The sequence below is a fragment of the Nocardia sp. NPDC004604 genome, from assembly GCF_040609795.1.
GTDB lineage: Bacteria > Actinomycetota > Actinomycetes > Mycobacteriales > Mycobacteriaceae > Nocardia.
This window is the reverse complement of sequence record NZ_JBEXLC010000152.1, coordinates 1-21,225: the sequence shown is the minus strand read 5'-3', so window position 1 is coordinate 21,225 and position 21,225 is coordinate 1. Positions and strand designations below refer to the sequence as shown.

The window sequence follows — 21,225 nt, the reverse complement described above, 5'->3', positions numbered from 1 at the left end:
AAAACTTCATTGCATCATCATTCACTCGAGCGTCATGATATATATAAGGCTGTGTTAGATATAGAAACACTTTTCCCTTTTATAACTATTTCTCACCGGTGTGGCTGGCCACACCGGGTGTTCTGCGTTTCTGGGCTCAGCGGAAAATCTTGAGCAGCACCAACCCGACGACCACCGCGGCCGCACCGATCAGGCTGTATTTCACCTTCGGCTCGTTCAGTTTCGCCACCACCATATGCTTGGTGTCATCGGCAATGCGCTGCGGATCGGCCCGCACGGCGATTTCGTCGAGCGTGCTCGCGAGCCGTGTCCGCGCGGCCTCGATATCCCGCTCGATCCGCTCGGTATCCCTAGCCACGTGTGTCCTCCTGTGTCAGATGTGCCGCGAACGCGCTCGCCGACGAGTCTAGCCAGCCGCACCGAGTCGGTGCGGGCTCCATTGTCGGGACGTTCGATTACCGTGCAAGACGTGACCGACAACCAACGACTCTCCCCCGGCGATCCCGCCCCCGATTTCACCCTGCCCGACGCCGACGGCAAGAACGTGTCGCTGTCCGATTACCGCGGCCGCAAGGTGATCGTCTACTTCTATCCGGCCGCGAGCACCCCCGGCTGCACCAAGCAGGCCTGCGATTTCCGCGACAACCTCGCCGACCTCGAGGGCGCGGGCATCGAGGTCATCGGCATCTCCCCGGATAAGCCCGCCAAGCTGGCCAAATTCCGCGATGCCGAGAAGCTCACCTTCCCACTGCTGTCGGATCCGGATAAGTCCGTACTCACCGCATGGGGGGCATTCGGCGAGAAGACCATGTACGGCAAAACCGTCACCGGCGTGATCCGCTCCACCTTCCTGGTCGACGACGAGGGCAAGATCGAGGTCGCCCAATACAACGTCCGCGCCACCGGCCACGTCGCCAAACTCCGCCGCGACCTGTCGGTGTAGACCTACGTCTCGAACGAGCGCACGAACTGCTCGTAGCCATCCAGCAGCCGATCCAGACCGAACCGCAGATCGCCCTCGGCCCAGTGCGTTTCGTCCAGGCCGAAGGCCTGCTGCTCGATGGCGAGGGCCAACGCCGGGTAGCGCTGCGGGTCGATCACGCTGCCGAGTGCGGCCGCATGCCCGTCGTACTCGGCGCTGGCCGCCATCTCCCTTGCCATCCACAGTCCATGCCGAGTTGGCTGCACTGGTTCGCCGGGAATCAACCGGTCACCCCGGTGACCGAGACCATGCACGGGTTGTTGATGGGCACACCGATCGGCGATAGTGCGCTGCTGGCCATGGGGTGGTGTGCAGGGATCGCGGTGCTCGAGTATGTCGCGGCGGGCGCGCTGTTCCGGCGTTGGGCGGCGAATTGGGCCCGAATAGCGAAAAGTCCGGTGCCGCTTGGGCACCGGACCTTTCTGCGTTATCCGCTAGGTGGGCATTATCTGCTGGGTCGCCCATTGCAGGACCAAGCGGAGGTGGTTGTCCCACCAGCGGTAGGACTCGGGGGTGAAATCCGGCGGAGGCGGGGATTCACCGGGGAACAGCATGGCACCGTTGGGGGCGCCGACCTTGATGGTCGGGCCGGGTATGCCCGCCCCGGGGACCTGCTGCGGCAATACCGCTGCCTCGTTTTCGTGCTCGTGCACATCGAAGGGGGCCAGGGCGAGCGGCGATTGTCCGCCCCAGTGCTGCCCGGAGTACAGCGGGGATCCGCCCAGGTCGTATTGGGCCGCCGTCGCATCGGAGGTGGGTCCGGCCGCAGTGGGTTGCCGGGCATCCGGTCGGTCGAAGGGGTAAGGGTTCGGCTGAACCGAAGAGCCCGCAGTGGAGCCGCTGGCCGATCCGGTGCCGTCGACCACGCGCGCGTCCGCGGCGACCCGTGCTTGCGCGGTGGCCGATGCGGTGCCGTGCGACGAAGTGTTCGCCGCGTACAGCCCGCCCGCGACCAGACCGCCCGCCAGCACACCGGCCGCGGCGACCAGCACACCGGTGCCTCGCGTACTCCTGACCGGCTCGACCGGTTCGACCGGACCTTCCACATCGGACATGGCGAACAGCGCCGCACCGACCGCGGTGGCGGATGTCGCGATCTTGCACGGAATAACCGGCGCACCGAATCCGTCCATCGCCGTTGCCACCATCGCCGCACCCGCACCCGAGCCGATCAGCACGGCCGCGGACGGACGAACAGCGGCCGCCTCGAACTCATCCCACGCCACTGCCACCGCGGCGTCGAGCGCCGTGGCGGTGGTGCGGCCCGACTGGCTCGTCGCGGCCAGCACCCGGCTGCGCCGACGGTCGACCAGAGTGAAGGCCTGATACCCCGGGACGACTTCGCAGATGAGTAGGTCGTTGAATTCATCGAGCCAGGTCATGACTCCGGCCACGCTCAGATGTGCGGCCTTCGCCGAAACCAGCGAGGCGGCATGCCACGGCCCGGACGCCAACCTGGTGACGATCGCGCGGCGTTCGGCGGCATCGCGGTAAGCGACCGCCGTGCCGCTGATCGCCTGATCGGGCCCGAACTCGGCGGCGAGGGAGTTCATCGCCGTCTCGACCGCGACCGCCAGGTCCGCCTTGGATTCGCCCCGAGTCTTCACCACCCGTTGATGCAGCACACGCTCGGGTAGCTGCTCGCCGCCGTCGGCGAGGGCTACCGCGTGAACGGCGCCGCGTTCGGTGGAAACGCCAAGTGTTACCACAGATCGAGCTCCCACTGATCACGCCTTCCCAGTGCATTTTGCGAGCTCACGAGCTTGCCGAAACCCCTGAGCCCCTTGGATTCCCCGGCCTGAACGCGCTTTGTGATGCACGCACGCTCGGTTATGTGTTCGGGGCCGTATCCGACTTGGATGGGTGTTGAAATGTGACAGTTCTTAACACGCAGATACTGTGCGCGTGTCGCACGCGTGTCGATACCGCTAGCCTTGATACGTGGATGTACGCACGGAGGCCAGGTCGAAGCAGCGACGTCTGGACCCTGCGTTGGACCTGCAGGACGATCCCCAGGAGCTCATGCCCCGGCGCAGGCCCACTCAGGAACGCAGCAAACGCAAGTTCGATGCCCTGTTGCAGGCATCCCGGGAATTGCTCGTCGAGGTCGGGTTCGAATCGTTCACCTGTGAAGAGGTCGCGGCCAGGGCCGAGGTGCCGATCGGCACGCTGTACCAGTTCTTCGCCAATAAATACGTCATTGTCTGTGAGCTGAATCGCCAAGACCTCGTTGCCGTTTCGCAGGAACTCGCCGATTTCCACGGTGAGATCCCGTCATTGGACTGGTTGCGGCATATGAATCAGTTCGTCGACCATCTGGCGAATCTGTGGATGACCGACCCGTCCCGGCGCGAAGTCTGGCTGGCGATGCAGTCGACCCCGTCCACCCGGGCCACCGGCGCGATCCACGAAAAGGAGTTCGCCGAGGTCGTCTCGCAGATGCTGCGTCCGCTGACCCCGCGCACCCCCCGCGCGCGCCGCACCATGATGGCCGAGGTCCTGGTCCACGTCGTCTATTCGATGCTGAACTTCTCCGTCCAGGACGATCAGACCAATACCGAGGCCGTCTCCGAGCTCAAGCGCCTCATGGTGGCCTACCTGATGGTCGCCGAGAAGGAATCCCGCACCGCCAGCCAGCGCTGACGCGGATCCTCGTGCAGCCGCCGAGGGCATGCACGAGGCGGTCACTTTGAACCATCCCGGGTTTGGGGCCGCCTTCAGTTCACCGTGATGACGGCGGATCATGAGTGATTGTCGGCAAAATGTGGGCACAAAATGGGCGCTGCCATTCTCGAATTCGACACTGGCAGTACCTATTTCAGTACTGGCGACCCGCATCCGGAGCGATCTTCCCGGCCTCCACCAACACGCGCCAGGCGGCCGTCTTGGGTGGGCACTCACCGACCCGGCATCCCCGATGCCGCTGCATCGTCAGCTGCGCCTCGAGCACCGCCATCGGCCGGTCCGGTGCCTCATGCGGGTACCCGTCCGGCCAAACCTTCGCATCCATCTCGCTGCACTCCTGTCGTACCCGCCGCTGAATCTCGGCCACACTCCTGCCTTCCGGCACCCGGATCGGCCACATCCACGCCGCCGCGAACACCGCTGTCGGCACTGCCAGCGCGGCAACCATTCCGACCATCCACCCCGACACGACACTCACCCGATCTCGTTGTCCACGAACGAGATCGGGTCCACATCGATCGACATGAGCGCCAACGCGCCGACGATCGTGGCCATCACATCGGCGTCGAGGTCGGCGAACTCGATCTCCCAGCCGTCTTCGCCGACCAGCGACCACGATCCGTCTGTGCGCTGGAGGTAGCGATAGCCCTCGTCGTCGGCAGTATCATCCACGCCTCGTTCGTTCTCATCATCGATTCGCGCGGGCAGATCCATCGCCGGTCCCCTTCCCTTCGGTTGGTGGGCACCCGCCGCCGGGGAGCCGATGAGGGGCACGGCATCGACCCGGCGGCGGGGCTGCGGCGACAGTAGGCTCGCAAAGCACTCTGTTTCGCCCGCGGATACGCCAATCCTTCTGAAAGATATGGAAATCGGTATAAGGTGCGGTTGAGTGCGAGGCCACTGTCAGGCATCGGACTATCCGGCAGTACCTATGACGGCTCAGCGATGTGGCGGTGGCATCCGAGGTGCATATGACGACCGGCCAGACCATCCGGCGGATTCGCAAGTCCATCGGCATGACTCAGGCGGAATTGGGTGCGCTCCTCCATCTCACCCAGCCAGCGGTATCACAACTGGAGCACGACGGCCCGGCTGTTTGCGATGTCCGCGTTCTACGCCGCGTGGCGAAGGCGCTGCAAGTGCCGCTTGCTGTGCTGGTGGTGGAGTCGGACGAGGAGGCAGACGTGCAACGTCGCCAATTCTTCAGAGCAGGCGCGGTTGGCGTTGGTGCGGCCGTCCTGCATGGAAGGCAACCCCCCTCCAATGCGGCAGCATCTGCTCGCGTCAATGTGGGCCGGACGGACGTCGACCGAATTGTCCACAGTGTCAACCAGATTCATCAATTGCAGTTGGTTGCCGGCGGCGATCGACTTTGCGAAGTGGCAGCCAACGAAGCACGGTATGTCGAGCACTTGCTGGACCACGGCAGCTACACCGACAAGGTAGGCAACGCCCTGACCGGCGCCGCAGCCGAGATGATGACGGCGGCAGGTTGGGTCCACTACGACGCCGGACAGTGGAAGGAGGCACGACGCTACTACGCGGACGCGGCCCAGGCTGCCACGATTTGCGGAGATGGTGTTGCCGCAGCTCATGCTTGGATCAATGCCTGCTTGCTGTCGTACCGGGAAGGTTCGCGGCCATGGGAGGGGGTTCAACTGGCCGAAGCCGCGCAGCTCGCGGCCCGGCGAGCTGGCGGCCCGAAACTGCGCGCTTTGGCCGCTATCCGTGAAGCCGAGGCTTACAGCGTCATCGGCGATCGGTCCGCGACGGTTGCGGCGATCAACCGAGCGCACCGCGCCTACGAGTCAACCCGGGGCCGTGATCCGGCATACCTTGACCATTTGCCCGAAGCGCAGCTGAGCGGACTGACAGGCTTGGCTTTCATGCGTCTGGGCGACTATCCGGAGGCGGCCGTGTACTTGCGGACTGCCATCGCAGGTACGGCACAGTATCCGCGCGAGCAGGCGGCCTGGCAGATCCGCCTGGCTCAGAACTTCGTGAAAGCCGGGGCGATTGCTGACAGCTGCGGGGCGTTGATCGACAATTTCGACTGCATCGGCACCGTTGCGTCAACCAGGCTGCGGACTGCGCTGACTGACATCGCCGAGGAGTTGCGGCGATATGTGTCGATGGCCGAGGTGCGGGAATTCTTCGGACTGTGGGCGGAGCGATAACCCTGCTATTCCTTCGCCTGAAGGTATGCGAAAACGCGACTGCTCAATACGTCGTAGCGCTGCCGAGTCCTGTCAAATGACAGGCAGTAATCTCGTGTCGAAGGGAAGCCCTTCGTCTTCGGCTCTGGGGCGGAAAAGGATGTTCCTGGAGGAAACTGCGCTCGAGTTAGATCGACCGTTTCGCTGTCGATGATGTTGAAATAGTGAGAAACGGTTTCTCCGCTCGGCAGAGTGGCGATGGAATTGAGGATGTTCCCGCCGAAATAGTCCTGAACGACGCAAGCGGTCACGGCGCACTGTCCCTTGGCCGGATTGCGCTCAGTCCAATCCGACGCACTGCTCGTCATCGCAGACCAGACCGCCTGAACAGCATGTTCGAGAGCTTGACGGGATACGACAACCACAGGTGCAGGGTACCGGCGCACGGATGGCACGCGCAGCTCGATCAGCAACTAAGGACACGACAGGTGCCCTCACCCGTGGACCTGCTGAGCCTGCCAGAATTTCTGCCGTGCGCGCGTACGGCCGTACCACCAGCGAGGTCAACCTGCCCGAAGGCGTCACCCCACTCCGCGCCGCAACTACATCATCGCCAACGAGTGGACGCCAGAGACACACGAGGCGATCCAGACCGCCCATCCGTTCTTGATCAATATCCCTTGGTCCGAAATGGCGTTCCAGTCTCTGCCGTCCCGGCCTTCGCCGAGACGGCAGAGAGTCACCGATATCGGTCCAGGATCAGCCGCTCGCTTCGCGGCCCTCGATGAGATCGGCGAGTTCGCCTGGGTCTTCCAATACGACCATGGCGGCAGCTGTGTCGCCGTCATGGGTCAGCGAGAGATGAACCCTTGCGCGCGGCAGGAATTCGGCGGCAAGGCCGTGTAGTTTGATGCTCGGCCGACCCCAGGCGTCATTGACGACCTCGATCAGCGGGTACGGGTTGTCGCCGATCTGCGGGCGGCGCGCGAAACGCGATGACGCCCAAGCCTTCAGCACCGCTTCCTTCGCCGCCCAGCGCGCGGCATAACTGCGTGCCGGATCGGTGCCCTTGCTCTGACAGTAGCGCCGCTCACCGGCCGTGAAACTCTCCCGGAGCATGGTGGTTCCGGATCTTTGCAACTGTTCGGCGAACTCGGAGATGGTCACCAAGTCCAAGCCGATCCCCAGGATGGTCAATGCGTCGCCGCTCCTCAGCCCGCTAGCTCAATGAAAGTCAGAGTGCGGCCGCCGAAGCGGCCGCACTCTGCACGGTAGTGGCTGCAGCCGCTATCCCATAGACCCACCGGCGTCCAGTTGCCCCAGAATCACTGCCCCGGTGCCGCAACCGGCGCCGTCGGCCCGGTAGATGCCGTTGCCGGACAGCCGTGCCTCGGGCGAGAGCAATACGTCGGCCTCCAGCTGCCGCTTCTGCGCGGACGGCGCGCCATCACCACCGAGGCGGCGATCGGCTGGCCGCTCGTACAGCGGGGCGCCGCCGCACATGGCCTCGGTGAACCGCTGCCGTCCGGCGAGCTGACGCTCCTGCGCACGGCGCTGGTACTCTTCGCGCCGCCCCGGCTCGATCGCCTGGATGAACGCCTCCGGATGCACCACCGCGAGTAGACCCGAGACGTGCCCGAAGCCGAGTGAGGTGAGCAGACCGGCCTTGAGCGGGAACCGCTCACCGAAGCGCAGCGGTTCACGCGCCCACACCAGATGCGGGTAGCCACGCATCTTGTCATCGACGCAGTCCAGGCTCCGATTCGGTGGTACGACACCGTTTTCCAGCACCTGGCACAGGCCGATCAGCTGGAACGCGGCCGCACCGCCCTTGGCGTGTCCGGTCAGGCTCTTCTGCGAAACCACGAACAGCGGTGCACCTTCCGAACGTCCGACGGCCGTGGCCAACCGCTCGTGCAGTTCGGATTCGTTCGGATCGTTGGCCGCGGTCGAGGTGTCGTGCTTGGAGATGACCGCGATATCGTCCGGTGCCACACCGAGTTTGCGCAGTTCGGCGGCGAACTTGGATTCGCGGCCGCCCCGCCCCGCACCGAGCGCGCCGAGTCCGGGCGCCGGGATGGAGGTGTGCACGCCGTCGGCGAACGACTGCGCGAAGGCGACCACACCGAGCACCGGCAGGCCCATCTCCACCGCCACATCGCCGCGGGCGAGCAGCACGGTGCCACCACCCTGCGATTCCACGAATCCGCCGCGGCGGCGGTCATTGGCGCGGGAGAAGTACCGATCGCTGATGCCCTTGGCGCTCATGGCCGCCGAATCCGCCGTGGCGGACATGTCACCGAAGCCGACGATGCCCTCGATACCGAGATCGTCGAAACCACCGGCGACCACCAGATCGGCCTTGCCCAAACGGATCTTGTCGACGCCCTCTTCCACCGATACCGCGGCGGTCGCACAGGCCGCCACCGGATGCACCATCGCGCCGTAGCTGCCGACGTAGGACTGCACCACATGCGCGAGCGCGACGTTCGGCAGTGCCTCCTGCAGGATGTCGTTCGGGCGCGACTCACCGAGCAGGTTGTCGATGTAGAGCGAGCGCATCGAGGACATGCCGCCCATACCGGTGCCCTGGGTGTTGGCGACCAGGCTCGGGTGCACCCAGCTCATCAGCTCGGCCGGGCTGAAGCCGGAGCTGATGAACGCGTCCACGGTGCAGACGATGTTCCACAGCGCCACCCGGTCCACCGAGGCGGCCATATCGGCGGAGATGCCCCAGATGGTGGGATCCCAGCCGGTCGGGATCTGACCGCCGACGGTGCGCGACAGCTTGGCTTTGCGCGGTACCCGAATCTCGGTGCCCGCCTTGCGGATCACCTGCCAGTCACTCGAATCCGCGACCGGCGTGATCACCGTGTGCTCCGGATCCGATGCGTAGAAGGCGCGCGCCTCGGACTCGCCGCCGACCGTGAAGGTCAGATCCTGGTCGAGGAAGACCGAGGTCATCAGCGGCGCGGCATTGTCGATCATGGCGCCGTCGTCCTCGTAGCGGCGCACACCGCAGCGGGCGACCACCGCGTCGTGGTACTTCTCGGCCAGCTCGTGTTCGGGGACGAAGTCACCGGATTCGGCGTCGTACCAACCGGGCTTGGGGTCGTTCTCCCAGGTCACCAGGCCGGTGCTCCAGGCGAGTTCCAGTACGCCCGCGGCCGAGAGCCGATCTTCGACCTCCATCTCGAACCGGGTGCGCGCCGATCCGTACGGGCCGAGCTCACCGGCACCGACGATCACGACCATATCGGCGAGATCGGCGGTGACCGTACCCCATTCGGGCACCGGCAGCACCGAGCTCATGGTCGGCGGTGCGGGCAGCGCCGAAATCGTCGCCGCCGCAGCGCCTTCCTCGGTTTCGGCCGCTGCCTCCTCCTGGGCCTGCTTGGCCAGCGCGGGCAGATCCAGCTTGACCCGGGCCAGTCCGCCGGTCAGGTCGATCTGCTGCGGTCCGGCCACGGTGACCTGACGGGCCCGCGAGGTGCACCACTTGAGCAGCTCATCGGCCATCTCGGCGGTGGACCAGGTGTGCACACCGGCCTTTTCGACCGCGGCCACCATCGGATCGTTGTGGCCCATCAGCCCGGTGCCGCGCACCCAACCGATCAGCGCGTGTACCAGGGTGACTCGAGTCGACCACGACTTCTCGGCCCGCCACTTGGCGACCACGGCATCGAGCGCGGCCTTGGACTCACCGTAGGCGCCGTCGCCGCCGAACATGCCGCGATTGGGCGAACCCGGAAGCACCACATGCAGTTTGGCGTCGACGTCATGGTCGGCACCGATCTTGGACAGCCCACCGATGAGCCGCTCGACCGACCAGAGCAGAACCCGCATTTCCATTTCGGCGCGGGCGCCCGCATCGGCGAGATCACCGGCGACCCGCGGCGCCGCGAACGGCAGCAGCAGGGTCGGGGTCATCGCGTCCTTGGTCTTGACCTTCGCGCCGCCCGCATTGTCGACCTGTTCGGTGCCGACCCAGTCGATCAGCGCGTCGACATCCTGGTAGGAGGCCATATTTGCGGGGACAACCCAGAGCGCCGCACCGTGGCGCGCGTTCTCGCGGTAAAGCTTGCGGTAGAAGCCGAGCCGCTCGTCATTGAGGCTCGAGGTGGTGACCACGACGGTGGCGCCGCCACCGAGCAGTCGACCGGCGGCCGCCGCCGCGATGGACCCCTTACTGGCACCGGTGATCACGGCGATATCCGAGGACCACAGGCCGGGTTCTTCGGTGCTGAGCGCGGCCTCGGCAATGCGCTCGTACAGTCCGGCGAGCACCGAGCGGGCGTCGCGCTTGGCCTTCTCGCGCCACCAGTTGGCCTGCGCCGCAACGGCTTCGCCCGCACCGAGGAAACCGTCCACCGAATCTTCGCCGGAGCCGATGTCGTCGAGCAGCCACAGCTTGGCCAGATCTTCGCGCGCGGTCGCCCAGCGGTCGTCGATCAGCACCGCCTTGCGGGCGTCGAAGGCGGGCGCGACCAAACGCGGCCAGTCCGAACCCAACTCGGCCGAGACCAGATCGACCAGGGTGTCCTCGGTGGCCTCCGGCGCGGATGCCTGCTCGGCCAGGCCGAGCTGTTCGAGCACGACACGGGCGGCCGTGGCGAGTACACCGTCGCGACCGGTGATCTGCTCGGTGAACTCGCCGAGTGCCGCCGCGTCCACGGTGGCACCGCCACCGCCGCCCGCGCTCGGCATCGACACCGCGATACCGCGCCGGGCCGCGACCGCCTGTACCGCGGCGTCGATGGCCGCGTCGACCGAGGCGGCGTCGCTCACACCCGCGACAAGTCCGCCGAGATCACCGCCGCGCACGCTGACACCCTCGCGGGTGCCGAGGGATACCTCGGCGGTGACATGGTTGGCCCAGCCGTCGCCGAGTTCCCAGACCTTCGTGACGCGCTCGGCGATCGCGGCGGGCCGCTTGCCGGACGGGCCGAAGATCTTGCGCAGGTGGTCACCGATGGCATCGGAGAGCACCGAACCGAAGGGCTTGTAGGTACGGGCGAGTCGCTCGACCGTGGCGGAGAGTGCGCCCATATCGGCGTCGGCCGCACCGTCGATGGCGCCGAGCGACAGCTCGGAGCCGAGGTCGACGAGCAGCTGGTTGCGCCGGGACGAAACGCCGTCGCAGAGCCCTTCGATGGTGTCGACCGGGCCGATCTGATCCAGCCGCAGCTTGGTCCACAGCGCGATGAGCACGCGGGTGGCGTCGGCGGCGGTGAACGCGATGTCGTCCGGGCGCGGACCACCCGAGCTCGCCACCGGGGCGGCAACCGGTGCCGCGGCGACCGGCGCTGCGGCCGCGGCGGTTTCGACCGGCTCGTCGACGGGCTCGTCGACCGACGCGGGGTCGGTATCGGTCGAGTAGACAACCGCGGCCTCGCGCTCGATATTCAGCACCTCGACGGTGACCGTGCCGAAGGCGGGCAGCTTCAGCGTCTGGCTGGCCAGGTTCGCCACGGTCGGGGTTGCGCCCAAACCGATTTCGACGAACCGCTCCACCCCGAGTCCCCCGTGCGCGGCAGCGGTGAACAGCAGGTCCTGGGTCTCGATCCAGCGGACCGGGCTGGCGAACTGCCAGGCGAGCAGTTCGACCAGCACCACCCGGCACAGGTCGGTCGGACGCGCAGCCCAGCTGTCGAAGTCGGCGAGCACGGCGGCCAGCGGCTCCGAGGGCACCAGATCGGCGATCTCCTGGATGAAGGCGCGCTCCAGCGAGAAGGGCTTGGGCACCAGGTTCGGGATGTAGCGTCCGATCAGGATTTCCGGGTGCAGATCAGCGGGCAGCAGCTGTTCGAGCTTCTGCCGGAACTCCGGAACACCCTGGCGCAGCACGGTGGAGTGGAACGGCACATCGATGCCGGGGACCAGGATGAACGCCCGCTTGCCGCCGAATTCGGCACGGCGGCGGTCGATTTCGGCCTCCAGCGCGTCGAGCCCCTTGACCGTGCCCGCGATCGCGTACTGCGAACCGCGCAGGTTCAGGTTGACGACCTGGAGGAATTCCCCGACGCTCGCGCCGACACCGGAGACGAAGCCGACGACCTCGTCATCGGGCAGCCCGATCTGCGACGGCCGGATGGCGGCCATCCGATAGTCGCTGCGGCCCTGCGCATCCCGGGGCACCAGCTCGTGCATGGCCGAACCGCGCTGGAATACGACCTCCAGCACCGCCTCCAGCGGCAGCACACCGGCGACGGCGGCGAGCGCGTTGTACTCACCGACCGAATGTCCGGCCAGCATGGCGCCCTCGACGAAGGCACCGGCCTCGCGCAGTTCGGCGACCTGGGCAACGCCGAGCACCGCCATGGCGACCTGGGTGAACTGGGTCAGATGAATTACGCCGTCCGGGTGCCGGTGCTCGACACCGCGTGCCTTGAGGTAGGTCGGGTTGTCCCGGACCACGGCCAGGATGGAGAAGCCGAGTGCGGCACGGGTGTGCTTATCTGCGCGCTCCCAGATCTCCTTGGCGGCCTTCGAGCGGGCGCGCGCGTCCAGACCCATGCCCTTGCGCTGAATGCCCTGACCGGGGAAGGCGTAGACCGTCTTCGGAGCGGCGGTGCGACCGGTCGCGGTCATCACCAGCTCGCCGTCGGTCCGGCAGGAGACCTCGACGATTTCGCTGCCGGCGTCGACCGCGATCCGCTCGACCCGCACGTCGATCTCGGCGCCGGGGCGGACCATTCCCAGGAATCGGGTGGTCCACGCGGTCAGCGTCCGTGCCGGAGTGGAGCTTTCGGGATCGATGGCGCAGACCGCGTGCTGCGCGGCGGCCGAGAGCCACATGCCGTGCACGATCGGGCTGCCGAGCCCGGCCAGTTTGGCGGCGGAATCGCTGGTGTGGATCGGGTTGTGGTCACCGGAGACCTCGGCGAAGGCGTTCATGGCACGCGGCGCGACCATGGTGACGTCACGGCGCCGACGCCGCGGGGTATCGGTGGCCGCATCGGAAACCACACCGGCCGCGCGCGGCGGATCGGTCAGCTCGCCCGCGCCATTGCGGCCGCGGATGGCGAAGCGTTCGGTGAGGCGGGCCAGCGGCACCACGTCCAAGCCCTGATCGCGCATCTCACCAACGGTGACCTCGACCTCGACCACGCGGCCCAGATCGGTGTCGAGCACCGACTTCGACTCCGCGCGGACAACGAGAATGCTTGTGCTGCTCGGCAATTCGCGCAGCAGCTCGATCTGGTGATCGAGATGCACCAGATCCAGCATGCCCTCGATCACCGAATCCGCGCTCTCGGTGCGCGAGGCACCGAGCACCGCGAAAACGGTGGGCCAGCACGCGCCGACGAGGACGTCTGGCACGGTACGGCCGAGCGTGCTCAGCGATGCGGGCAGGCCCGAACTGGTGACGCCCGCGTGATCGGCGATGAGATCCGGGGTCCACGCCAGATTGATGTGCGCGACCCTGCCCTTCACCTCCGGCAGCGACTGGCCCGCGGCGACCGCGAGCAGCGCGGACATGGCGGTGTCGGCATCGGCTTCGGTAATGACCGGAGCGCCGCCGTTGTAGAGCGAGGACGGAACGGTGATGCGAATCCGGATGCGCACGGCGTCGCGACCGGACAGCGGAACGGTGAACTCGACATAGGAGTGGTCGACGTCCGGCCCGGCGGTTTCGGTGAGCGTCGCACCGGTCGGCGGATGGATCGCGCCCTCGCCGTCGACCTTCCACTCGGCCAGATCGCCGAGGCGGTGGATCGGGTTGATGGTGGTGCGGCCGGACCATTCGACATCCGGCGCGGCCAGCACCGCGTCGATCGGACCGGAGATAACGCCCGCGCTGCGCCGCGCATCGACCGCGACCGGCGTCACACCCGCACGGACCAGCGAGAACGCCGTATCCTGCTCGAAGCGGTCCAGCAGTTCGCCGACCGGCTCGTCCACGCGGGTGATGCCAGCGACGGAAACCGTGCCGGGGATGATGCACACCTGATCGGCCGTGTAGCGCGGATCATGGGCCTGCCACAGCGAATCCGAGCGCCACCAGCGGCGCACATCGCCGTCGACGACAGGGACAAAATTGACCGGCTTACCCGGGGTCTTGCACAGGCTGACGAAGAACGGCACATCCGCCGGATGCAGCAGCGTCTGTTCCGCGGCCGGGTACTGCTGCTTCAGCGTGCACAGCGCGTCGACCGGCTTCTCGAAGGCCTCGTCGGATTCGAACAGCGTGGGGATCTCGCCGCGGTCGGCCGGATGCAGCCGGGATTCGGTGCGGCGCATCATTTCCGCGAACCGGTCGCGCCAGGTGATGTCGTGCCACACCGAGCGGGTGGCGTCGAGGAAGGCGTCACCCAGATCGCTGCCGCAGTCGAAGTCCTTGCGGCGATCCAGGCCGACGGCCAGCTCGACGTAGCGCTCCAGCCACTCGAGGTAGGTCATGCTGGCCAGATCGCCGAAATACGGCTTTGCCGTGACGTTCAGCGCGGCGATGATCTCCGCGCGACGCTCGGCGACCGCGTCGGCGTCACCGGCGACCTCGTCGAGCAGGCGGCCGGTGCGCGAGGCGGCATTGTCGATCTCGTGGATATCGGCACCCAATTGGCTACGGCCGGAAGCCATTCCGCCGGTCGCGGTGCCCGCGCCGACCCAGCCCTGGGTGCCGGGGGTAGCGACGAGCAGTTGCTTGACCTCGGGTGCGGTGGTGGCCTCCAGCGTGGCCATGGCGGCGGTGCCGACCAGCACGCCGTCCAGCGGCATCACCGGATAGCCGTGCGGCACTGCCCATTCACCGGTCAGGTATTCGGTGGCACGTTCCGGGGTGCCGATGCCGCCGCCGACGCAGACCACCACGTTGGCGCGGTTGCGCAGTTCGGCGTAGGTCTCCAGCAGCAGGTCGTCGAGGTCCTCCCAGGAGTGGTGGCCACCGGCCCGGCCGCCCTCGATGTGCATGATCACCGGGTAGTCCGGCAGCTGGTCGGCGATGCGCAGCACCGCGCGGATCTGGGCCACGGTGCCCGGCTTGAACGCCACGTGGGCAATGCCGACCTCGGTCAGCTCCTCGATCAGCGCGACGGCCTCTTCCAGTTCCGGAATGCCCGCGGTGACGATGACGCCATCGAACGGCGCACCCGCCGCGCGGGCCTTCTGCACCAGGCGCTTGCCGCCCAGCTGCAGCTTCCACAGGTACGGGTCGAGGAACAGCGAGTTGAACTGCACCGCGCGCCCCGGGTGCAGCAGCGTCTTCAGCTCCGCCACCCGGTCGGCGAAGATCTGCTCGGTCACCTGGCCGCCACCGGCCAGCTCCGCCCAGTGGCCCGCATTCGCCGCCGCCGCAACGATTTTCGCATCGACGGTGGTCGGGGTCATGCCCGCGAGCAGGATCGGCGAGCGACCCGTCAGCTTGGTGAACGCGGTCTCCACCACGACGCGTCCGTTGGGCAGGCGCACCGGGCGCGGCGCGAAGGCCGACCACGGCTGGGCCACCTGGGGCGCGGCGCCGGGGGTCAGCAGGCTGCGCTGGCCCGCGCGGGTCGCGGCCGCGACAATGCCGACGCCGGTGCCCTTCAGCGAGCCGCTGGTGAGCCTGCTGAGCAGATCGCCGGGACCCAGATCGAGAATCCACTGCGCGCCCGCGGCGACGACGCCGTCGACCGTCTCGACCCAGTCGATCGGATCGACCAGGATCTCCCGGGCCAGTGTGCCCGCCAGGGCGGCGTCCACACCGCACTTGTCCGCCCAGCCGCTCACGATCTCGACGGTGTCGGCGAGCGCGGGGTGATGGAATGCCACATCGACAGCCAGATCCTCGAAGACCGGTGCAAACACCGCGCCACCGCGCGTCTTCGCATCCCGCTCACGGGTCTGCTCGTCATGGATCTGAGCGCACCGCTGACGCACGCGCTCCAGCTGGGTCGGCGTACCGGACAGCACAACGCGCCGACGACCGTTGCGAATCGAAACCACCGCGGCCGCGGCCGGATCCACACCCGCGGATACCTCGGCCACCACCGTGCTCAGGTGTTCGGGATCGACATTCGATACCGCGACCATCGACGAGCGCTCGCCCACCGGCATCAGACCGCGCCGACGCGCCACCAAACCCGCTGCCGCACCGATCATTTGGGCAATTGCGAGGAGTTCGGCATCGCGCTGCCCCCCGGCCTCCACCGAGGTCGCGGCCAGCCGCCCCTGGGAATGCCCGATGATAGCGACCGGCGCGTGCTCGTTCGCATCCAGACCTTGCAGTCGCAGCGCGCGCACGGCGGCCACCTGCGTCAGGAATACGCCCGGCATCGATACCGCGGCCGACCGCAGCACCTGCTCCGATGGCGCACCCGAAACCTCGGCCTCATCCCCCTCGGCGAGCTCGTTCTCGAGCATCCAGCCGATCGGATCAAAGCCCATCGGACGCACCACGAGCAGTTGTGCCGCAACGGGTTCCAGCAGCGCGGCCGCCTCATTGACCAATGCGGTCAGCTCGGGCTCCAGCGCGGCATCACGCCCGATTTCCTCCAGCTCACCGAGCCAGCGGGCACCCTGCCCGCCGAAGGCGAGCGCATAGGGCGTTGCGCCCAACAGCCGATCCAGCAGCGGGGCCCTAGATCCCCCCTGCTGTGGCGCCCCAACCACTTTCGGGCTCTGTCCGGTTCCGGCCGCAGTGCTCTCATTGATCGTCAAGACGCTTCGACTTCCTTCTCCTGGCGACATGCCGTCGAGACACGCCGCTCCCTCGGTGCGCAGGTGTTCCTCACCAATGAGCCCTGATGATTGTCAGGATTCCAGAAAATCATGAGGAAATCCTCACGTTTGCTCCCTCGCGCCCGCCTTACCGCCGAGTATTCCGGTACCTACGTACCAGAATTCCCAGAAACATGACTCTCCCTCATGTTCAAAGCCGCTGGTCTATCGGGTTACCAACGCGTACGAAACATGAGTACTCCTCATGTTGGACGTTATAAAATCGTTATAATCCCAGGTGGGGTTACCGGCGAGTACGACACGCCCGGGCCGCGCTTCGCGATGACGGTCAAGCCCGGTAGAGTTTGGACGGTCGTACCATCAAGCGCGAGTGGCGAAATTGGCAGACGCGCCAGATTTAGGTTCTGGTGTCCACGGACGTAGGGGTTCAAGTCCCCTCTCGCGCACAGATTCCCGGCAGATTTGCCGGATTTGCGTGCCGTGTGTTCGAGCGCACTCGAACACACGGAGGTGACCAGGGAAAATGCGCACCCACCTGCGACAACTTCTGACAGATCCGCCAGGATCGACCATCGATGACCCTGCCCGGCCGGACACGGGAAACGATCGGGGCCGCCGATGATTCCCCCGCTCGTTCTCCCGCAGGCACCACTGGAACAGCTGATCCGCGGTCCGCTGCCGGGCCCGCCGGAACCGGCGTCCATCCCCGACGACGACATCCTGTGCGGCATATCAACGCTCGGCGAGGCCGGCAGAGTCCTCGACCGGTATGTCATGGCAGCGCTCGACTGGTCGCCGGGAACGCAGCTGCAGATCCAGCCTGTCGACGACGTTCTACTTGTCGGCCCATCTCCCGACGGTCAGGTACGCGTCACCGGCGACGGCTATTTCCGCATCCCGTTCCGGCAACGACGCCGAGTCAGCCTCCTCATCGGCGGCCGCGAACAGAAAACCCGACCGGCTCCGGCGGCCTCATGATGGGACTGCTGACCCATACCGTCGCCCTGCCACCGGTCATCGACCTGGGATGTCCCGAGCTACGCGACCGTGTCGTTCCCGAGGTCATCGCCGGCGACAAGATCCTTGCACTAGCCATCACCGAGCCCTCCGGCGGTTCCGACGTCGCCGCACTCACCACGACCGCCGTGCGCGATGGCGACCACTATGTGGTCAACGGCCAGAAGACCTACATCACCAACGGCATGCGCGCCGACTATCTGCTCACTGCGGTGCGTACCGGGGGAGCTGGCATGGGCGGTCTCTCGATCCTTCTCATCGAGGCCGACAGTACAGGCGTCGACCGCACCCCGCTGCAGAAGATGGGTCTGCACTCCTCGGATACGGCCACCATCTACTTCGACCACGTAAAGGTACCGGTCACCCACCTCATCGGTCCCGAGAACGAGGGATTCAAGCAGGTCATGGCGGGCTTCAATGTCGAGCGGCTCGGCGTCGCCCAGCAATGCACCGGCTTCTCCCGTGTGTGCCTCGACGAGGCTGCGCGCTACGCCGGCGAGCGGGAGACCTTCGGGAAGACCATCGGCTCCCACCAACTCGTCCGTGCTCAGCTCGCCGACCTCACCCGGCAGATCGACGCGACGCAGGCCATGACGGAACTGTGTGCCTGGCGCTTCCAGAAAGGGCAGGCGACACCGGCCGAGCTGGCACTGCTCAAGGTCCAGGCCACTCTCACCTTCGACAATGTGGCGAAGGGTGCCGTCACCATCCTCGGTGGCAGCGGCTTCATGCAGGGACCAGCCAGTGAGCGCCTATACCGTGAGGTTCGCGCCTTGGCCATCGGTGGTGGCACCGAGGACATTCTGCGCGACCTCGCCGGTCGTCAGCTCGGCTACGGCAGCTGGTACGGAACACGTTGAAAGGCAATGATCTCGTGACCGATCCGATCTTCCCCTGACCGCAACCTCCTGGGTCATCACCGAACCGGGCCATCTCGAGCTGCGAGAGTTCACCGTCCCCGCCTCCGATGCCGAGACCGGCGTCCTCGAGGTCGAGGCCACCGGTGTCTGCGGTGCCGATGTCGAGATGTTCCACGGAGAGAGACCCAGAGATTTCCCACCGGCGCCCGGGGATTTTTCGTCGGTGTGGTCCTCTCAGGGCACCAGCGCGCCCGCCTCGGCCGCGTCCGCGGGGGCCTCGTCCTGATCGGGCGAGCCGATCATGTGCAGGGTCTGGTTCAGCAGGTGCGGTGTGTAGGCCGGGTCGACGTTCTGGATCAGCGCCCGGGCGGCGTACGCGAGGTGATGCCCAAACGCGTGCCCGACATTGTGCGGGTCGAAGGTGCGCACGGCCTCGAGGATCGCGGTGTGGTGGCGCAGCCCGCGCTGCCAGGCGAGCGGGGCGTGCGTCGCGTAAATCGTGGGGTAGCGGTCGCTGAGCTCGGTGATCGCCCTCTGGATCCGAGATCCGACGGCGCCGGTGAGCACGTGGTGGAAGCGGTGGTGCGCGTTTCCGCGGGGCTAGGCATAATAGAACAAGTCAGGACCGGTGCAATCCGGTCCTGACCTGCGTTTTTTGTGGGCCTAACGCTCCACAACCCGAACACTTTGACGGTCGAAGGGCCAGCGATTCGGATCGTGCCGGTAGGCGTTCGGCGGGTGAAGACCATGGCTTGACCGACCGATTCCACCGAGTTGTCGGCGATCGGCGCTCCGCTAGCGCATCGGAGACCACCGCGCACACCCCCGGGTCGTTCGCTCGGTATGCGGCAATACAGTGCGTTCCCTCTCGGTGGGCCGGGTGCAGTGCACCGCGCGGCGGGAGTGGGTCGCTCATGCCATGCCCTTCGCGATTTCGCGCCATTTCCGCTGATACGCGGGGTCTTTCAGGGAGTCGATGAGTGCGGTGACGAACTGTCGCTCGAAGTCGAGTGCGGCGAGGCGGTATTGGTCGTCGACCAGGTAGATCCACTCGAGCCCGTTCGCGGTGGCGGTGTCGAACTCTGCGCGCGCGGCTTCGGCCTCGTGGTGCAGGATCGATAAGCGCTTGCCTAGCAGGTCGATCGCATCGTCCGGGGGCAGGACCATCAGCAGGGACAGGGCGGAGACGAACTGCGGGTATTCCTCGCGGGGTGTGGCGATGAGCTCGCGCAGCCAGTCACGCAGCTCGCTGCGACCGGATTCGGTGATCGTGTAGACGGTCCGCTCGGGACGTTGAGTGTCGCGCACGGTCTCCTGCTCGGCGATGAAACCGGCCTTGAGTAGCTGGTTCACCACCGTGTACAGCGAACTGCGGGTGTAGCGGACGTTCCGATCCTTGCCGTGCTCGGTCAGCAGACGGCCCAGTTCGTACGGATGCGTCGGCCCGGGCATGAGTTCGGCCAACACGAACAACGCCAGCGGATTGGCTATCCTGCGCTGCTTCGGCACCGTTCCCTCCATAGTTCTCCACGACTATACGTAGACAATTAGTCGTATGCGACTATACACTGACTGGGGATCAGACATCCTGAACGCGGTGAGGGCGCCGCATGTTTCCGGTCCGAATCGACGAAAGGCAAGGCCAGCGATGGCTACATTGACTGTTCCCGGTGCCGACCTGTACTACGAGGCGACCGGTTCCGGCCCGGCGCTGCTGCTCATTGCCGGAGGCGCGGACGACGGCCGCGATTTCGGCGGCGTCACCGAGGATCTGGCCCGGCACTTCACGGTCGTCACTTACGACACGCGGGGGATATCGCGCAGCCGGTTGCATCATCCGGTCGATCAGGTCTCGATCGAGACCGAGGTCGACGATGCCTTGCGTGTGCTGTCGCAGGTGACCGATGCCATGGCGCACGTCTGCGGGACCAGCGCCGGCGCGCAGATCGCGCTCGCACTCGCCGCCCGCCGACCCGACCGGGTGGCCTCGGTGATCGCCCACGAGCCTCCTGCCGTTCTCCTGCTACCGGTCGATGATCCCCGGCGCGACCTCCTACATCGCGTCGTCGACGCCTACCGGGAACAGGGACTGCACGCCGCGCAGCAGGCGTTCGCTGTCGGGGCCGGGCTCGGCGGACCGGCCCGATCGGATGAGCCACCCTTCGAAAGCGAGGCGGGGGCGACGGCCATGCAGGACAAGCTCACCCGGATGCAGGGCAATTTCGAATTCTTCATCGCTCACCGGATGGGGCCCATCGGGGACTATCTTCCCGATCTCGAGGCCCTGCGAAACCTCCACGACCGCATCGCAATCGGGGTCGGCGCAGCATCGCAGCGACAGCTCGCCCACGACACCGGACTCGCACTCGCTGCCGCGCTGGACCAACAGCCCGTGGTCTTCCCGGGTGGACACCCGGGATATGCCACACATCCGCAGGGATTCGCCCGAGCACTCCACCACGCAGTCTTGTCGTGCAGCCCGACACGGTAGGACCTCCCTGTCACAACTCTGTCGAGCATCTCGAGCAGTTCATCGAAGAAGCGGTGGACATCGCGGACGACAACAACGCGCCGTATCCAGACGGTGGTAGACACGCATCAACTCGGCGAGCAAAGGGCTATCGCGGTTGCGAACCGCACGACATTCGGCATGAGCGGGCGTCTACTCTCGCTGCACGGACCGCCCGCGCGGAGTGTGCCGGGCCTCGACGCCCCTGGATCGCTCGGACACAAACGACGCTCGTCGATGGCTGAACCACCGCAAGGTATTCGCGCAATAACACACCACAGTGAAGCCGCAGGTCGATGACCTGCGGCTTCACTGTTCGATGAGCCTAACGCTCCACAACCCGAACACGATATA

The 21,225-nt window shown here is 66.4% G+C and carries 15 protein-coding genes, 1 tRNA gene and 1 pseudogene; 7 read left to right on the top strand and 10 right to left on the bottom strand.

Features of this window, described 5'->3' with window-relative positions; all coding sequences use genetic code 11:
- Window positions 1–136 precede the first annotated feature (136 nt).
- Window positions 137–358 carry a DUF3618 domain-containing protein gene (locus tag ABZW16_RS36000; RefSeq protein WP_354960595.1) on the bottom strand — a complete coding sequence of 74 codons (222 nt, stop codon included), beginning with the start codon at window positions 356–358 and terminating at the stop codon, window positions 137–139.
- A 111-nt stretch (window positions 359–469) separates the two neighbouring features.
- Between ABZW16_RS36000 and bcp the strand changes: the two genes are divergently transcribed.
- Window positions 470–943, top strand: a complete 474-nt coding sequence (gene bcp, locus ABZW16_RS35995; RefSeq protein WP_354960594.1) for a thioredoxin-dependent thiol peroxidase — start codon at window positions 470–472, stop codon at window positions 941–943.
- Window positions 944–945: 2 nt separating this feature from the next.
- On the opposite strand, the gene ABZW16_RS35990 is transcribed toward bcp, so the two are convergent.
- On the bottom strand, window positions 946–1,161 hold the full coding sequence (locus ABZW16_RS35990; protein WP_354960593.1) for a hypothetical protein: 216 nt from the start codon (window positions 1,159–1,161) through the stop codon (window positions 946–948).
- Between the two features lie 255 nt (window positions 1,162–1,416).
- Window positions 1,417–2,691, bottom strand: coding sequence for a hypothetical protein (locus ABZW16_RS35985; protein ID WP_354960591.1), 1,275 nt, complete (start codon window positions 2,689–2,691; stop codon window positions 1,417–1,419).
- Window positions 2,692–3,004: 313 nt separating this feature from the next.
- Between ABZW16_RS35985 and ABZW16_RS35980 the strand changes: the two genes are divergently transcribed.
- Window positions 3,005–3,625 carry a TetR/AcrR family transcriptional regulator gene (locus ABZW16_RS35980; RefSeq protein WP_354960596.1) on the top strand — a complete coding sequence of 207 codons (621 nt, stop codon included), beginning with the start codon at window positions 3,005–3,007 and terminating at the stop codon, window positions 3,623–3,625.
- A gap of 175 nt (window positions 3,626–3,800) precedes the next feature.
- Here the strand turns inward: ABZW16_RS35980 and ABZW16_RS35975 are convergent, their stop codons facing one another.
- Window positions 3,801–4,145 carry a hypothetical protein gene (locus ABZW16_RS35975; protein ID WP_354960590.1) on the bottom strand — a complete coding sequence of 115 codons (345 nt, stop codon included), beginning with the start codon at window positions 4,143–4,145 and terminating at the stop codon, window positions 3,801–3,803.
- Window positions 4,142–4,339 carry a hypothetical protein gene (locus ABZW16_RS35970; RefSeq protein WP_354960589.1) on the bottom strand — a complete coding sequence of 66 codons (198 nt, stop codon included), beginning with the start codon at window positions 4,337–4,339 and terminating at the stop codon, window positions 4,142–4,144. The genes ABZW16_RS35975 and ABZW16_RS35970 overlap by 4 nt, the downstream gene beginning before the upstream one ends.
- Window positions 4,340–4,638: 299 nt before the next feature.
- Here ABZW16_RS35970 and ABZW16_RS35965 point away from each other — a divergent pair, with 299 nt between their 5' ends.
- Entirely contained in the window at window positions 4,639–5,844 is a 1,206-nt protein-coding gene (locus ABZW16_RS35965; RefSeq protein WP_354960588.1) for a helix-turn-helix transcriptional regulator, read from the top strand.
- Between the two features lie 5 nt (window positions 5,845–5,849).
- Here ABZW16_RS35965 and ABZW16_RS35960 read toward each other — a convergent pair whose 3' ends face one another.
- From ABZW16_RS35960 to ABZW16_RS35950, 3 genes are all read right to left on the bottom strand, one after another.
- Window positions 5,850–6,296 carry a hypothetical protein gene (locus ABZW16_RS35960; protein ID WP_354960587.1) on the bottom strand — a complete coding sequence of 149 codons (447 nt, stop codon included), beginning with the start codon at window positions 6,294–6,296 and terminating at the stop codon, window positions 5,850–5,852.
- Window positions 6,297–6,582: 286 nt separating this feature from the next.
- A complete protein-coding gene (locus ABZW16_RS35955; RefSeq protein ID WP_354960586.1) occupies window positions 6,583–7,020 on the bottom strand; it encodes a holo-ACP synthase in 438 nt (145 codons plus the stop codon).
- A 90-nt stretch (window positions 7,021–7,110) separates the two neighbouring features.
- The gene (locus ABZW16_RS35950; protein WP_354960585.1) at window positions 7,111–16,464 is read right to left on the bottom strand and encodes a fatty acid synthase subunit beta domain-containing protein; all 9,354 of its coding nucleotides are present in this window, start codon (window positions 16,462–16,464) and stop codon (window positions 7,111–7,113) included.
- A 385-nt stretch (window positions 16,465–16,849) separates the two neighbouring features.
- On the opposite strand from ABZW16_RS35950, the gene ABZW16_RS35945 reads away from it, so the two are divergent.
- The 3 genes from ABZW16_RS35945 (at window position 16,850) to ABZW16_RS35935 (ending at window position 18,362) form a co-directional block, all read left to right on the top strand.
- Window positions 16,850–16,931 (top strand) — tRNA-Leu (locus tag ABZW16_RS35945).
- Between the two features lie 172 nt (window positions 16,932–17,103).
- Window positions 17,104–17,463 (top strand): hypothetical protein, encoded by a 360-nt coding sequence (locus ABZW16_RS35940; protein WP_354960584.1) that lies wholly within the window; start codon window positions 17,104–17,106, stop codon window positions 17,461–17,463.
- On the top strand, window positions 17,460–18,362 hold the full coding sequence (locus ABZW16_RS35935) for an acyl-CoA dehydrogenase family protein (protein WP_354960583.1): 903 nt from the start codon (window positions 17,460–17,462) through the stop codon (window positions 18,360–18,362). The genes ABZW16_RS35940 and ABZW16_RS35935 overlap by 4 nt, the downstream gene beginning before the upstream one ends.
- Before the next feature lie 234 nt (window positions 18,363–18,596).
- On the opposite strand, the pseudogene ABZW16_RS35930 reads toward ABZW16_RS35935, so the two are convergent.
- Window positions 18,597–18,941, bottom strand: a pseudogene (locus tag ABZW16_RS35930) (FCD domain-containing protein); the annotation flags it as partial.
- A 333-nt stretch (window positions 18,942–19,274) separates the two neighbouring features.
- Complete coding sequence (locus ABZW16_RS35925; RefSeq protein WP_354960582.1) at window positions 19,275–19,871, bottom strand: PadR family transcriptional regulator; 597 nt, start codon at window positions 19,869–19,871, stop codon at window positions 19,275–19,277.
- Between the two features lie 139 nt (window positions 19,872–20,010).
- Here ABZW16_RS35925 and ABZW16_RS35920 point away from each other — a divergent pair, with 139 nt between their 5' ends.
- Window positions 20,011–20,853 carry an alpha/beta hydrolase gene (locus tag ABZW16_RS35920; RefSeq protein ID WP_354960580.1) on the top strand — a complete coding sequence of 281 codons (843 nt, stop codon included), beginning with the start codon at window positions 20,011–20,013 and terminating at the stop codon, window positions 20,851–20,853.
- Window positions 20,854–21,225 lie beyond the last annotated feature (372 nt).